Annotated in this window: 14 protein-coding genes; all 14 read left to right on the forward strand. The window is 67.3% G+C overall.

From position 1 onward, the window contains the following. Positions 1-3 precede the first annotated feature (3 nt). Positions 4-2736 carry an aggregation-promoting factor C-terminal-like domain-containing protein gene (locus tag G339_RS40200; protein ID WP_240489734.1) on the forward strand — a complete coding sequence of 911 codons (2733 nt, stop codon included), beginning with the start codon at positions 4-6 and terminating at the stop codon, positions 2734-2736. 1 nt (position 2737) lies between these two features. Further along, positions 2738-3679, forward strand: coding sequence for a hypothetical protein (locus G339_RS0102950; RefSeq protein ID WP_019629583.1), 942 nt, complete (start codon positions 2738-2740; stop codon positions 3677-3679). Continuing rightward, complete coding sequence (locus G339_RS32375) at positions 3679-3951, forward strand: LysM peptidoglycan-binding domain-containing protein (protein ID WP_019629584.1); 273 nt, start codon at positions 3679-3681, stop codon at positions 3949-3951. The genes G339_RS0102950 and G339_RS32375 overlap by 1 nt, the downstream gene beginning before the upstream one ends. Beyond that, positions 3944-5149: a hypothetical protein gene (locus G339_RS0102960; RefSeq protein WP_157407263.1), complete on the forward strand. Its 1206-nt coding sequence runs from the start codon at positions 3944-3946 to the stop codon at positions 5147-5149. Before G339_RS32375 ends, G339_RS0102960 begins: the two co-directional genes overlap by 8 nt. Further along, positions 5146-5394: a phage baseplate assembly protein V gene (locus G339_RS38455; protein WP_157407265.1), complete on the forward strand. Its 249-nt coding sequence runs from the start codon at positions 5146-5148 to the stop codon at positions 5392-5394. Before G339_RS0102960 ends, G339_RS38455 begins: the two co-directional genes overlap by 4 nt. A gap of 10 nt (positions 5395-5404) precedes the next feature. Next, positions 5405-5815 carry a GPW/gp25 family protein gene (locus G339_RS32380; protein ID WP_019629586.1) on the forward strand — a complete coding sequence of 137 codons (411 nt, stop codon included), beginning with the start codon at positions 5405-5407 and terminating at the stop codon, positions 5813-5815. Positions 5816-5923: 108 nt separating this feature from the next. Continuing rightward, complete coding sequence (locus tag G339_RS0102970; protein ID WP_084693084.1) at positions 5924-7393, forward strand: putative baseplate assembly protein; 1470 nt, start codon at positions 5924-5926, stop codon at positions 7391-7393. Between the two features lie 7 nt (positions 7394-7400). Then, complete coding sequence (locus tag G339_RS0102975; RefSeq protein ID WP_019629588.1) at positions 7401-8081, forward strand: hypothetical protein; 681 nt, start codon at positions 7401-7403, stop codon at positions 8079-8081. Positions 8082-8094: 13 nt separating this feature from the next. Next, positions 8095-10215, forward strand: coding sequence for a hypothetical protein (locus G339_RS0102980; RefSeq protein ID WP_019629589.1), 2121 nt, complete (start codon positions 8095-8097; stop codon positions 10213-10215). Continuing rightward, positions 10212-12485: a hypothetical protein gene (locus tag G339_RS0102985; RefSeq protein WP_019629590.1), complete on the forward strand. Its 2274-nt coding sequence runs from the start codon at positions 10212-10214 to the stop codon at positions 12483-12485. The genes G339_RS0102980 and G339_RS0102985 overlap by 4 nt, the downstream gene beginning before the upstream one ends. A 113-nt stretch (positions 12486-12598) precedes the next feature. Beyond that, complete coding sequence (locus tag G339_RS0102990; RefSeq protein WP_157407267.1) at positions 12599-13369, forward strand: hypothetical protein; 771 nt, start codon at positions 12599-12601, stop codon at positions 13367-13369. A 400-nt stretch (positions 13370-13769) separates the two neighbouring features. After that, on the forward strand, positions 13770-14228 hold the full coding sequence (locus G339_RS0102995; RefSeq protein WP_157407269.1) for a hypothetical protein: 459 nt from the start codon (positions 13770-13772) through the stop codon (positions 14226-14228). Then, on the forward strand, positions 14225-14875 hold the full coding sequence (locus tag G339_RS0103000) for an ATP-binding protein (RefSeq protein ID WP_019629593.1): 651 nt from the start codon (positions 14225-14227) through the stop codon (positions 14873-14875). The genes G339_RS0102995 and G339_RS0103000 overlap by 4 nt, the downstream gene beginning before the upstream one ends. Next, the gene (locus tag G339_RS0103005; protein ID WP_019629594.1) at positions 14862-15302 is read left to right on the forward strand and encodes a hypothetical protein; all 441 of its coding nucleotides are present in this window, start codon (positions 14862-14864) and stop codon (positions 15300-15302) included. Before G339_RS0103000 ends, G339_RS0103005 begins: the two co-directional genes overlap by 14 nt. The last annotated feature ends 23 nt before the right edge of the window (positions 15303-15325 follow it).

Below are 15325 nucleotides of genomic sequence, written 5' to 3' on the forward strand. Positions count from 1 at the left end.
GCCATGCCACCACGCATCAAGCGCATCATCGGCGCCAACGACCTGGAGCGCACCGCCGAACGGCTGATCTGCGCGGCGGCGACCTGGGACAAGGCCATCTCGCGGTGGGAGCAGCTCCAGTCCGCGGCCAACCGGCTGACCGGTGGCGGCATCGGCTACACCGCCACCCGTTCGCCCGGCTGGAACGCCGGGTCCAACTACTCGGCCAATCGCGCCAACGGCGGTGGAGCACGGTTCTCCTCCACCAGCTATCGCACGCCTCAACGTCCCGCCCCTCGTCGGGGACCAGGGGCGGCAGGTAGCGGAGCCCGAGGCACCAGCTCCGGCGGTGGCGGTGGCGGTGGCGGAGGAGCGTTCGGCGGCGTGGCCCCCTCACCCAGCGGCGGCGGCGGCGGTGGTGGTGGCGGGTTCCTGTCGCAGATGAGCGGCAGCCTGCCCCTGGGCGCGGGCAAAGCCTTGAGCGCGATGATCGGCTACGGCAACCAGCACATGGGCGAGCAGCTGAGCATCGACGCCTATGTGTCCAGCGCCTCGATGGGGATGAACGGCAACGCCGCCGATGGCCGCGACCAGCTGCGCCGCCAGATCTTCGGCCGCAACGGACAGGCGATCCCGTCGGTCGGGTTCAACGTCAACGACACTTTGCGCGGCGAGATGATCCGCCGTGACATCGCTGGCGGCCCCGTCGGGTACGGGCCTGGCTCGACCGCACGCTCGCGCGCCGCCTACAGCGACTACATGGGCATCTCCTACGCCATGCCCGAACGGTCCGCCGAACAGGTCGCCAAGTTCCAAGCCCAGTTCGCCTCCTCCGCCGGGACGTTCACCGGACTGAACCTGGGCCTGACGCCCTCCGGCGACGGAACCAGCTTCGGACCCGGTGACATCCACGCCGGAATCATGAACCGCATCGGCCAAAAGACGCTCTCGGACAAGGACACCGAGACGCTCTACTCCCAGGGCGGCACCGGCTACATCCAGGCGATCCAGTCAGGGTTCGACCCCGACATGCTCAAGGAGTACGGCCTGGCCATGAACAAGGCCCGCCGCAAGGGCGTCTCCGACAGCGACTTCAAAGAGACGCTGAAGAAGGCGGGCGAGGATGACGCCGAGGCCCAGGAGAAGGCCGCCGAGTGGGGCATGGACAAGGACCGGCTGCGCGCGGTCAAGCGGCTCAACTCCACGCGCCAGTCCCGCCAGGCCGACATCAACGAGGACTTCACCAGCGCGGTGAAGGGCGCCGCCGAGGTGGCCGCCGAGTTCGAGAAGGCATTGAGCGGCATCATCAACCTGCCGATCATCAAGCAGATCGTGGGGGCCTCGGGCGGCGGTGCGGTGCTGGACTCGGTCGGCAAGAGCGGCTGGGCCGCCGGGATCGGCAAACTGCTGATGGGCGGGTTCGGGCCCTCGGTCGGCGGCCTGATGGGCGGCCTGGACCTGACCCCCACCATGCGCAGCGCCAAGGCCGACATCCAGTCCCGCATCAAGGGCTTCCCGTCGGTGGGGTGCCTTCGCCCCGGCGACCCCCAGGACCACGGCAAGGGCATGGCGTGTGACTTCATGACCTCCCGGATCGGCAAGCGCTCCACCGGGAGCGAAGAAGCCCTGGGCGACCGGACCGCCGCCTACGCCATCGCCAACGCCTCGCGACTGGGCATCAAGTACGTGATCTGGAAACAGCGGATCTTCAACATCAGCCGCGGCGACAAGAAGTGGCGCCGCATGGGCGACCGCGGCAGCATCACCCAGAACCACTACGACCACGTTCATATCTCGGTGGTGGCCGGCCGCCCGTCCGACCCCAACGCCCCCGTCGTGATGCCCAACGGCGCAGGTGGTGGCGTGGCCCTGGGCGACGGTGGCAAGGAGAAGAAGCAGGACCCCTCCAACCCCGGCGACAGCCACGGTACCTCGACCGGCTCTGATGCGATGGGCAACAAGTACGGGTCGGTGGAGGAAGTCGAGTCGTTGGCCGCGGCCCTGGCCGGAGACGGCGGAACAGCGGGCTTTGCCAGCAGCGACAGCAACGGCTCGGGGACTGGCCGCGAGAACGGCAGCGGCGCGGCGTCCGGGCAGCAGAGCAGCGGAGGCACAGGAGGCGACGCCCATGCTCAATGCAAGCTCGACGACAAGAAGTGCCTGAAGGAACTGGCCAAGGGGCTGGCTTCCAAACACGGCTGGGGCTCAGGCGCCCAATGGGAAGCTCTGGACTGGCTGATCCAGCACGAGTCGTCCTGGAACCCCAAAGCACAGAACCCGTCCTCGGGCGCTTACGGCCTGCCCCAAGCGCTGCCCGGCAACAAGATGGCCAGCGTCGGCAAGGACTGGAAGACCAACCCGTCCACACAGCTCAAGTGGATGCTGCGGTACATCAAGGGCCGTTACAAGGACCCGCTCGGCGCGCAGAAGTTCTGGCGGCAGCACAACTGGTACCGCGATGGTGCCTACGACGTGCGCGCCGACGAGACCGCCCAGGTCCATAAGGGCGAGTCGATCCTGCCGGTGCGACCCGCTGAGAAGGTCCGCGAGGCCATCGCCCGCCAGTCGCTGTTCTCCCACGGCGGAGACGGTGACCACGCCGACGAAGTGGCGATCCGGTTCGCCGACAACTTCGTGGACACCGACCTGCCGGGCGGCGACGGCACCACCGGCGACCAGCTGCGCAACACCAGCATCGAGCTGCGGCGGCTGCTGGACCGAGAACACCTGTACGAAACGATCGCCGGGGGAGTTTGACATGCCGCCCAAGAAGTCCTGCGAGGAGCGGTTCCCCGGGAACCCTCGCGCCATCGCCACCTGCAAGAAGATCGAGAAGATGAAGGGGCAAGGCGAGGCGGAGAAGGCCAAGAAGAAGCCTGACGACAAGAAGGACGACAAGTCCAAGCCGCAGGTTCTGCGCCGCCGCTACACCAACCCCGACTTCGAGCTGTGGAAGCGCAAGCGGTCTTTCGCCGGGGACAAGGCCAACGACCGCGGGGAGATCCTGCGTCGGGGACGGCTGTGGCGCCGCGAGTGGGACGGGAAGGTCCCCAAAGCGGACGAAGCGCAGATGTTCCAGTTCCTCTACAACCCCAGCGAGATCACGGTCTCCTACAACTCCCAGATCAAGCCCGAGGCCCTCAAAGAGGTTCTGACCGCCCAGTACAAGAAGCCAGAAAGCGGCACGCCGCCGAACCTGGTGGGGATGGTCCCGGTTCCTTCCGAACCCAACACCGGCAACATCTCGCTGCAACTGCTGTGCGACCGCACCTACGAGACCTGGCTGAAGCCCGGCAAAGGCAAAGGCACCCTGGCCCAGGAGATGGGCGTCCTGGTCGACGTGCAGGTCTTCCACGAGATGCTCGGCATGAGCAACTTCGACATGAACGCCGAGTTCTTCAACTTCGCCGGTTCACCGCAGTACCAGGGACCCTACATTCGCAACACCCTGACCGTTCCTCCGTCGCCCACCACCGTGATGCTGGAACTGGGGCCACTGCGCTACTACGGCTACATCCTGAATTTTTCGGTCAGCTACACGCACTTCACTGCTTACTTGGTGCCCAACCGGTGCGTGATCAGTACCAACATCACGCTGTTGCCGCCCCCGAACTACCGCCTTCAGGAACAGCAGCAAAGCACCGACGGTGGCAGCGGCGATGACGCGGGCGGCCGTGCCGGGCGAGCAGGAGGCAACTGATGGCTATTCCGGCGTCTTCGCGCTACTACGGCGCCAATGTCGTGCCCGTCGAGGTCAACGGACAGGTCCGCAACACCATGTACCCCGGCGAGCAGGGCCCGTTCGTCTTCTCCTACACCAAGGTGCTCTTGGGGCCGCGCCGTCTCGACCAGCTGGCGTACGAGGTCTACGGCGACGACCAGCAGTGGTGGCGCATCGCCGACGCCAACCCCGAGATCGTCGACTTCTTCGACCTGCCGCCCGACACCGAGTTGCGGGTGCCCCGTGACTAGCACTCCCGACAGCCAATGGTCGCTTCCGGTCACCCAGCTGCTGCGCCCGCCCGACGGGGTGACCAACCCCGGCGCCATCCACAGCTTGGAGATTCGGCAGGAATTCGGCAGGCACACCCTGGCTTTCGTCCAGCTGACCGGCCAGCTAGCGGGCAACCGCAACCGGCAGACCTGGCCTGAAGGCTCCCCGGTGGCGCTGGGCTACGGCAGCACCGGCGACACCGACCGCTGGTACGGATACGTGCATCACGCCGAGTTCCTGCGCGACCGGTCGGCGGGCACCCCACAGGCCCAGACGTTCTCCTACGTCCTGATCGGCACCTCCTGGCCGCTGAACTGTGGGCACGTGCGGTCCTGGCGCAGCGTCACCGACTCCTACATCACCCGCAGGATCGCCTTGGGCGCGGGCCTGTCGCCAGTCACCGACACCACCCCGATCCGGCACCGGTACCTGGCCCAATCCGCCGACCAGAGCGATTGGCAGTTCCTGCTCGACCGCGCCGCCGAGAACGGCTACCGGCTGCACATCGACGGCCCCGACGCGACCCTGCTGCACCCGCGGACCTATCTGGCTGGCGGGCTCAGCAATGACATCCCCACCTACTGGTTCGGCCACCAGGTCGCCGACGTCACCCGCTTTGAGATGATCGCCGGCACCCAGACCCCCGTGGGCGGCGTGAAGGCCACCCGCACCGTGTACGGCCTGGACCGCACCACCGGCCGCACCGTGGCTGCCACCTCCGGCACGGGCACCCTCAAACAGATCAAGAACCCACGCCCGGCCGCGTCCTTCGGAGAGGCCCGTGCGCTGGCCCGAGCCGAATCGGCCGCCAACGCCGACTGGCTGGTGGCCGAAGCCGACCTGCGAGGGTCACCGCGGCTGCGTCCCGGGCGGCTGATCCGGCTGGTCGGCCAAGCGCTGCCCCGGCACGCGGAGGGAACCTGGCTGATCACCGCCGCCCGGCACCGCCTGGGGACCCCCCAACTCGGTGACCCGCTCACTGGCTTCTACAACACCCAGGTCCGCCTGGTCCGCAACCGCAACACCGGCTACACCACCGCCGACGTCCACAACGCCTCCACCGGCGGCGGCATGCACTTGGTGCCTGACCCCGACACCGGCGTCCAACGCTGGATCGCCAACATCCAGCGACCCTCCATCCACCATCCGCACACCGCCCACCAGGACCACCCATGACCCAGCACTGCGGCATCTACCCCGCCACGGTCACCGCCGTACACAACACACGCATCCGCGCCCGCGTCCCGCACGTGCTGGGCAGCGCAGTCTGCCAGTGGGCCTCACCGATGATCATCCCTGTGGCGATGCCCGCCCCCGGCGACCAAGTGCTGGTGATGTTCCTGGGGGGAGACATCCGCCAACCGGTCTGGATCGGCGGCAGCGCCGCAACACCACCACCCGTCCCGCCGCCGGGGCCGTGAGGAGACCACCATGCCCAAAGAGATCGCCGTTCCGTTCCGGCTGGACAGCACTGGCCGCGTCGCCGTCCAGGAAGACCCCGACCGCCAGATCAACGCCCACGCCATGGGCTTGGCCGCCACCACCAACGGTGAGCGCGTCATGATGACGCCCTACGGCTGCTCGCTGATCGAGCTGGTGTTTGAAAACAACACCCAAGAAGTCAGCGGAGAAATCGTCGACCGTGTCGCCACGGGCCTGGGGAAATGGGAGCCGGGCATCAAACTCCGCGGAGTGCGCCCGACCTACAACGACCAGGGCCTAGCCAAGGTCGAACTCGACATCGCCACCGTCGACAGCCCCGGCACCCACGCCGGCGACTCCTACGTCAACACGGCCACCGTTCACGTCGGCGGCCGAGTCACCGAGGTTATACGCGGCTGATATTCGGTATCCGGCACACGTCCGGGCGACAATAAAACCAACCGACTTGCTTTCGCGCCAGCGGAGAACTGACACGGGATAGGCCGAAGCCCTGCTTCGAGGTGTCCCGTGGCTGACCCGCTGATTGATTACACCGCGCGTGACTACCAGATGGCCAAAACTGCCCTTCTGGAGTACGCGCGGCAGGTTTTTCCAGAATGGACCTCCAGGTCTGAAGGCGACTTCGGCGTCTTGATGACGGAACTGTTCTCCTACATCACCGACCTGCTCAGCTATAACTGCGACCGCGCGGCGATGGAAGCATTCCTGCCGACGGCCACCCAACGCATGAGCGTGCTGGCCATCGCCGACATGCTGGGATATCTGCCGCACAACGGCGCACCCGCACAAGGCGCAGTATGGGTCAAGACCGAAGACGACGCCCCCGCCGCGGTGATCCTCAAGGCAGGAACCCAGTTCGCCGCCGAACTCGACATCGAGTCCGACGAAGTGATCATCTTCGAGTCCGACGCCGACGTGACGATCCCCGCCGACCACAGCCCGACCGAAATCAAGGTCACCCAAGGCGAGACGGTCCGCGACCAACTGGTGGGCACATCCACCGGCGAGGCCGGGCAACGCTTCCGGCTCCCACGCACCGGCGTTCTCCACGACACCGTGAAGATCGAGGTCGTCGAAGCCTACGGACCCTCCCCGTGGGCCCGCGTGGACCACATCGTGGACGCCGACCCCAGCGACAAAGCGTTCACCGTCCGCACCGACTCCAACGGTGTCACCTGGGTGCGGTTCGGCGACGGCATCACCGGCGCCATTCCCAGCAGAGACCAGCAGATCCGCGCCACGTTCCGGGTCGCCGACGGGATCAAGGGCAACCTGGACTCCGGCAAGATCGTCATGATCGCGTCGGAGAACATCTACGGCGTCGAACTGGCGCCCGACGGCGGCGGCCAGCCGCGCTCCACCGAAATGCGCGGCGGAGCCGACCCCGAATCCACCGAGTCGATCCGCGGCACCGCCCCGCTCCAGTACCGCACCCAGGACCGGTGCGTGTCGATCGACGATTACAAGCAGGAAGCCTTGAGCGTGCCGGGCGTGGTCAAGGCCACCGCCATCGCCGAGCACTTCTCGTCGGTGAACGTGTTCGTCGCCGGGCCGGGCGGCAGCTCTCCCAACGCCCGGATGATCGAGCGGATCTATGAGCACCTGCGCGGACGCATCCAGGCGGGCATCACTGTGTCGGTGGCCGGGCCCAAACTGGTCCCGATCGACGTAGGGGTCACCCTGTGGCTGGAACCGCGCACCGACGTGGCGCACGCGAAGTTCCGCGCCAAGGAAGCCGTCAGCCGACTCCTGAGCCCCGACCGCACTGAATTCGGCATGTGCATCAGCGTCTCGGCGATCGTCGCCGAGCTGATGCGGCTGGAAGGCGTCTACTCGGCGCGCGTCACCAAGCTCATGCGCAAGGGCGGCACCGACAAGAACCCCGAGCTGCGCGACCTGGGCCTGAGGCCCATCGAGCTGCCCACCGCCGGGACCATCAACGTCGCCGTCGGCGACCGCACCACGATCTGTAAGTGAGGCCGCCATGGCGACATACCCCAAAGGCGTCAAGACCTTCGAGCCCAAGAAGGACTACGTCGATGACGTGCTGGCCGCGCACGTCAACCTCCTGCAAGACGAGATCCGGGCGATCCAACAGACGATCGGTATCGAGCCGACGCTGCTGGGGCCCAAGGTCAACCCGTCACGTGACCCACGGCCGACCGGCGGCACCCGCACCTACAAGGACATCCGCGACAGGTTGAGGGGCCTGACGTGGAACGAGGAACGACCGGCGATCGTCACCAGCATCAAGCCCCAGTGGGTGCGCTCCAACCCCTACCTGGTGGACGACTGGCCACTGAAGGTGACCAACTTCAGCGCGCCGATGGGCGGGTTCGACAAGGGCGGTCGCGGCATCTTGATCCCTGAGAGCGGGCTATGGCTGCTGACGGGTTATGTGTACTGGTACCCCACCTCGCGGACGGTCGGACACCGGCTGCTCAAGATCACCCGCGCCGACCCCAAGACCGGCCGTCACATGTACGAGCTGACGTGCGACGCGGGCCTGCCGCACCTGCGTAAGTCCCGCGGTGTCCGTCAGAGCGTGGCGTGCGTGCTGCCGCTGAACAAGGGGTGGCTGATCCGCGCGCTGGTGTCCCAGCACTCGGGCCGCCGCATGCAGATCAGGGGCAATCTTTCCGCGGTCTGGCTCCGAAAGAAGTGAAAGGGGGGAGGGCATGGCGACTTACGCACTCGACTACTACGGGCTGACGAAATACGGGCAGCGCCGCGTCGTGGACTACTCGGTGCAGCCGTTCGTGGTCACCCAGACCGACTACGAACACCTGGCGATCTCCTGGACGCTGCCGGTCGCTGACTGGGAGCGGCTGCGTCTGGTCAGGTCGGTCGCCGGATACCCTGCGGGCCCCGGTGACGGTCAGGTCATCATCGACGCCACCCCCGACGAGCCGCAGACCGCCACCAGCGACACCACCATCACCCCCGGCGGCTACCAGTACTACGCCATCTTCGTGCTGGACCCGGTCGACAAGCGCTGGCAACGCGCGGGCGGCGCGAGCGTGCTGGTCGTCGCCGACAAGGACTCGCACAACTGGCTGCTCGAACGCGTGCCCATCTGGCACCGGTACCTGGGCGGCGAGCTGACCACGCTGCTCACCCAACCCGAGAACGAAGACCTCAAGAAGTTCCTGGCGATGTTCGCCGCCGGAGTCGACCACCTGCGCTCGATGCACGAGCCGCTGCTGCGCCTCAACGACATCGGCTTCACCCACCACCGCAACCTCATCAACGCCGCGCTCCAACTGGGCTGTTACGCCGATCCGCGCGACTCGGCCACCCTGCTGCGCCGCCGTCTGATGGCCTACTCCCACGTGATCCGCGAGAAGGGGACCGTGGAGGGGCTGCGGCACTGGATTCGCATCATGACCGGCTGGGACATCTCCGTCCGCGTGACCGGCAACCTGATGCTGACCATGGACGAGTCGTCGTTCGTGCACCCGCAGTACGAGATGTGGTCGCCGCTGGTCTACTACCCCAAGGGCACCCGCGTACAGCACGACCAAGGGGTGGGCGCCTGGTACGAGGCCAAGCGCGACGCCTACGGCTGCGCTGACATCCCCGACCCCACCAAGGACACCGACGCCTGGAAACGCCTGGGCGACACCCTGGCCGCTGACCCCACCGTGCGCAACAAGCTCACCGGCGGCCCGTTCACCTGGGAAGTGATCGTTGTCGGGGTATCCAAGGACACGGGGGACTGGTGGGAGGTCCAGTACAGCCCGCAGGGCCCAGGCTCTACCGCCGCGACGCGTCCGGATCTTGGTGGCTTTGAGACCGCTAATCTGTTGAACGTCCGGAACAAGGACACCGCTTCCCGCTCAGTCGTCCTCAAGTCGGTCTCTCGACGGTTCAAGGACCCCGCCGCCCCCGCCTCTGGCCGCGAACCATCGCTCGACCCGATGCAGGTCATCGCCGACGGCGTCCCCCTTCCGCGCGCTACCCAGCCCTGGCTACCCAGCCGCGAATACCAGGTGGGGGAGCTGGTGGAATGGAACCGCCGCGTGTACCAGGCGGTACGCCGCAGCCAGGGCGTCATCCCCGACCGGGCGGGCTCGACCTCCTGGTGGACACAAGCCTCACGCGCTGATGACCGCCTGGCCATCACCATCGCCGGATATCTGCGTCATGCGACCGGCGGCGCGCTTCCGGTCAAGGTCGGCGTGGCCTGGTTCGACGAGCACGGCGAACCGATCGGTATGCCCGCCAACGCCACGTGGACCCCTGCCGCCGCCAGCACCGCCCTGTTCGACTCCTTCACCAGCGACTCCCCGGCCACCGGCCGCCGTCCGGTCGAGGTCGGGGCCGCCACCTGGAAGGACGTCAAGGGCGCGTTCACCACCACCATGGGGGCATTGCCACCCGGGTCGGTGATCCCCAGCGGGGGAGTCTGGCACCCGGTCGATATGGGAGCGCCTTCGGTCAGCGTCGTCGACACCGGACTGAACGGCGCCGAGAACCTGCGCGTCGCCGCCACCATCCGCACGACCAACCCCAGCGCAGACACCGCAGCGCCGCAGGCGATCGTCGCCCGCTACGACACCACCAACAACTCCCACATCCGCGCCACGCGCACCGCCCTTGAACAGGTGGCCGCCGACGGCAAGGTGACCCAGCTGGGCACCTACGGCGGCAAGGTCGTGCGCGACGGGGACCGGCTGATGGTGGAGCTCACCGGCTCCACCACGGCCACGGTCTACATCAACGGGACCAAGGTGCTCACGGTGCCCGGCGTGACCCTCAATCCCAAAAACGGCAACGTGGGGGTGTCCTACCGATGAGCGCGACCGCCAAGGACCTGACCCGAAACTGGGTGCTGAACCCAAGCTTCGAGGCAGGGATCGACGGGACCGCTGCCGGCGATGCCCGCCTGGTGCAGCTCTCCGCAGGAGCCGAAACCGATCCGGTCCCGCCGATCGGCGGCGTCGAGCAGGGCGAGACCACCCTGCAAGTGATGCTCCCCGCCACCGGCCAAGCCCCGCCCGTACAGGGGTGGGTCAGCCCGACGGCCCGGGTCAGCGCCACCTCCGCCGACGGCATCACCGCCTCGCTGTACCTGCGCGGCAAGACCGATGCTCTGCCGGTGTCGATTCGGCTCTACCGGATCGGCCAGGTCGAACCCCTGGCAGAGATCAGCCCCACCCTTACCCGCGACTGGCAGCGCCACCACCTCACTCACCCCGAACCGGTGGACGCGGGCACGGAGGTGTTCGTCGTCGTCCACGCCGCACCGGCCATCGACACCTTCATCCAGATCGACTGCTGGCAGGTGGAGTCGGGCGAGCTGTCGGCATATGTCGACGGCGACCAGTACGGCGCGGTGTGGGAGGGCGAACCCAACGCCTCCACCTCGGTCCGCGACAACCGGCACCTGCCGGTCGAGGCATACGCCGACATCACCTGCGCCGACATGATCTGCCGCGACGTCGCCGACCCAGCGACCGGGGAGATCACCACCGTGTGCACCGGCCGGGTGGCGGCGGCGATCGTGCCGCAGCAGGCACTGGCCATGTCGGCGTCGGCATGGGGGCGCTGCGACGGGAACGCCGGCCTGGCCGTGGCGGTCCCCGAGATCAGCTTCGATGACTTCGCCGCCTGGGCACCCACCGACTCCGACCCCGCCATGACCTACGCCGTGGCGGTGGGCACCAACAACAAGACCGGCGTCAAAGACGGGAAGTTCGAGCGTCCCTGGACCACGCTGGTGGCTCCCGGCGACTACCTGGTGCGCGGCGACCGGCCCGGGGAGACCAAGCCGTTGTGGAAGCGCGCCGCCTACGCGCAGGTGGCTTTCCAGATCGACAACGTTCCCGCCGACGGCCTGATCCAGCTGGACGGGGTGTCGGTCGACATTCAGACCGCCGCCCAACCCAGCCCGCCGCCGTACACCGCGCCCCGCAAACACATCATCACCCTGCTCCCGGCCCGGCTGAACCTGATCCCCAACCCCTCCTTCGAGGTGTCGACCAAGCACTGGCGGCCGTCAGGTGTCGCGAAGCTGACGCAGAGCGCCAGCATCCCCGACCCGATCACTCCCACCGAAGCCGAGAAAGAGAACCTCACGCCTGAGGAGATCGCCGAGCTGGCCCGCAACACCATCGGGCCGAAGTTCGGGACCTCGTTCGGGGCGCTCACCTTCACCGGACTGGGCCAGGCCAGCGCGGCGATCAACGTCACCGGCACCGAACCGGGCGACCTGTACTCGCTGTCGGGCTACGTCTACCTCAAGCCGCCGGTCACCAACCTCCAGGTCACCATGGCCGGATTCGACCAGGTCGGGATGGTGGAGATCGAGGGAGCCCTGAACTACCCGTACGGCACCGGCCAATACGGCGACACCCCCTACGGCGGCGGGACCAACGAGATCCCCTACCCAGACGAGGACGACACGGTCGTCCCCTACGGGGGCTGCCCCCACACCTTCGGGTCCCGCGCCGAAGCCGCTTGGCGCGGGCCACGTTCGACGTATGCCGACTCGTCGTGGGGTGTGGACGTACAGCCCGCTGACGACACCGGCGACATCACCATGCGCTACAACCGTCGCGGCCATACCAGTTGGCACGCCGCGTCCGAGACTCCGCCCAGCGTGGTACGCCCGCACACCCTCGACTGCGTCCCCTACGGGGGAGGCGAGGACAGCCCCTACCCGCAGCACCGGTGGGCGCGGTTCTGGGTGACTGGCCGCGCTATCGCCCGCACCGGAACCATCACGATCTCGGCCAATGGCGACGACGGGGGAGTGCTGGCGATCGACGGGGTGTTGCTGGAGACCGGCACGATCTTGCAGCCCTACTTCGACGGCGACGGCTTCCAGCCGCCGGTCCCCGACGCCGACCCCACCTACGAGTCCAACCCGACCGACTACCGGTGGGAGTACGTCGGCGGCAAGTACGCCCGCGGCGAGAGCCGCAGCTTCTTTTATCCCGGTTTGGGCAGCAGGCGCGTTGACAAAGCCGGGGGATCAGTCCAAGGCGTAAGGGAGATCATTCTTGAGTACTTGCCCTTTGCTCTTCCCGTCGAGGTAGATCGAATCACCACCTTGCCCAAATAAGGGGAGATCGTTAAGGGTTTGACGAAGATCATTAGTCAAGCAAAGAAGATCGTTGACAAAGGCGTGCGCGTGCCCTGCGTCTTCCGGGATCTCCTTCCCCGTATAACCCCGGCATGCAAAAAATGATCTTGATCGCGGGCACCGCCGAGGTGAACACTCGCTACCTGCACGACGTGCTGACCGACCTGGCCGACGGTGGCCCGGCGCACCTTCTGCTGGCGGTCCTGCCCGACCAGGCCGGCCGCGCCCTGGCCACCGTCAACGAGGCCGCAGGCTGGGCCGTCAAGAACGACGTCCAGCTCCAGCTCATCCACCCCGCAGGGCAGCCGCTGACGGGCCTGCCCACCTCAGCCGAGCTGGTGCAGGCCGAGGACGTGGTCGAGGAGGTGCTGACCCAGCTGGACGTCTTCGCCAGCCGTCACCCCGAGCACGTCATCCACGCGCTGGCCGCCTTCGACGAGAGCCACGACCCCACCGGGGACCTGGTCTACACCCTGCTGGAACAGGGCCACGGCGTGCGTAGCCTCACCGACGGCCTGGACGACTTCAGGCTGGAGCACGACCCCAACGAATCGACGCCCGACGAACCGGTGGAACGCGTCACCGCCGACCACGCGATCCCCGCCGCCCGCCAGGCGCCGGTGCCCACAGCCCTGGCGGGCGTACTTGCCGGCGAAACCCTGGCCAACATCCACGAAGGCATCAAGGAAGCCATCCGCATCATCGAGACACTCGGTGCCTGGGCCAACGAGCTGGACGCCGCGGTCGGCCACTACAAGGCCGCCGCCGAGCGCACCGAACCGAGTAAGGGCGAGCCCAAGCGGGCTGCCGTCGAGGAAAAGGTTCCGGCTGCGCCACTGTCTGATGACGTCCCGCCTTTCTAAAGCGCAGGCGACAGTGGCGCGGGTCCTGCAAATACAGCCTGGTGCCACGCTCAAAGAAGTCATGCAAGCAACCGATATGCCCCAAACAACCGCTCTCCGCGCGCTCCGGAAAGTCGCGGTGAGAGATATCGGCGGAGGATGGGTGATAACACCCCAAGGTGACCGCAAGGCTGCGATGGGACCAGTTACTAGTCCCGAATCCGATTCGGAGCGACACCAGTTGATAGACGAGGCGAATCCCAACCCCGATTTTGACACCCAGCCGTGCTCGGCGCAGATTTCTTCTGTGCTTGTCGGTCCTCCACCGCAGGTGGAGGACGTTAAGAACCTCTTCGGTAGTACGACTACGTCGTCCTACCTCAGACCGGGCCAGGGCCCGGAACCGGAGGGCACGCCTGACATGAAACACCCACGCGGACTCCCAGACCCCGACGCGGCGCTCGATCCGATGAACGTCGTCGAGATCTCCGGGGCGCTTGCCGAGCACCCCGCGGCCCAGTCCGCAGGACGGCACTCCCGCCGCCGTTCACCGGGCTACAACCTGGCCGAGAAGTTCGCCCAGGCCCTGCCCGACTGCAACCTGTACATGTCCAAGCCCGAGACCATCAAGCTCGCCTCCGCGCTCAACGCCTGGATCAACGGAGGCATCGCCGAGCACGAGATCAGCGCGATGATCGACCGCTACCTGGCCGACCCGGGCCTGCGCCGCCCCGAACGCGGAGCACGCATGGACCTGCTGTCGCAGCGCGACAAGCTGCTGGCCATCGTGCGCCGCCCCACCGCCCAGACCGGCGACACCTGGGCATGGGACCAGCCCACCGGTTCCAGCAACAGCAACCCCGGATGGGAGTGGGAATGAGCGCCGTCACCGACCTGAGGGTGCGCACCAGAAGCGAAGCCGACCTGCGCCGCATGCGCGCCAGTGACACCGTTCGCAAGAAGTACGGCGTTCCCCGGCACCTGTGGGGCCACCGCCTGAGCCACTACGTAGCCCGCGACGCCGACCAGCGCAACGCCGCCGACATCCTGCTACAGCACTTGCGCGAGTGGGGCAGCCGCAACGGCTCAGCACGTGGGGTCCTGCTGGCCGGACCCCACGGCACCGGCAAGTCCCACCTGGCCTGCGCGGCGCTCTACGAGCTGGCCTACCAGTCCCGGGAGAAGCAGCTGTGCCGCTTCGTCTCCGCGCACGACTACGTGGCCGCCAAACAAACCATCCTCGGAAGATTCGATACCGATGTTTCCGAACGTATCAGCGAGTACCAGGACGCCGACCTGCTGGTGCTGGACCAGCTGGGAGGCGAACACCGCACCGCCACCGGCTACGCCGAGAGCACCCTGTACCAGCTGGTGTCGGATCGCTACAACGACGGCCGCCCCACAGTCGTCACCACCTGGCTGGGCAAACGTCAGCTGACCGAGATCCACCCGGCGCTGATGAACCTGCTGGAGCGCGAGGCCGCCACGCTGGTGCCGATGACCGGAGGCACCGATGCAAGGGGGTGACATCTCCAACGAGATCGTCCCCCGCATCCATCTGGTGTTCGAGGGACTGGTGGGGTTGCCGCCCAAGCGCACCACCCACCGCTGGTGGCGTGGCCTGGGCTGCCGCTCGTTCACCGACCCGCGCAGGTGGGAGATCAACCCGGCCGCCACCAAAGTGATCTGGCACCTGTGGGGCCACGACTGGGGCGTAGACGTGGTCACCCACCTGCTGGACGCCGAAGCGCTGGCCGAACGCCTGTCAGACCTGCCGATCGGCCAGGTGTACGCCACCACACCGAGTCAGCACGGCCGCGAGCTGTCGTGCCAGCCGCACGTAGTGGCCGTACTCGATCCCGAACCGGGCAGGCAGTTTTCCTACCCAGCCGGTCGAGGCGTGGTCGTCGACCCCGACAATCCCGCCGCCAGCCTGGCCGCACTTGGCTTGTAACCAGGCCACCGCGCAGACACAAG

The organism is Actinomadura atramentaria DSM 43919, assembly GCF_000381885.1.
Taxonomy (GTDB): domain Bacteria; phylum Actinomycetota; class Actinomycetes; order Streptosporangiales; family Streptosporangiaceae; genus Spirillospora; species Spirillospora atramentaria.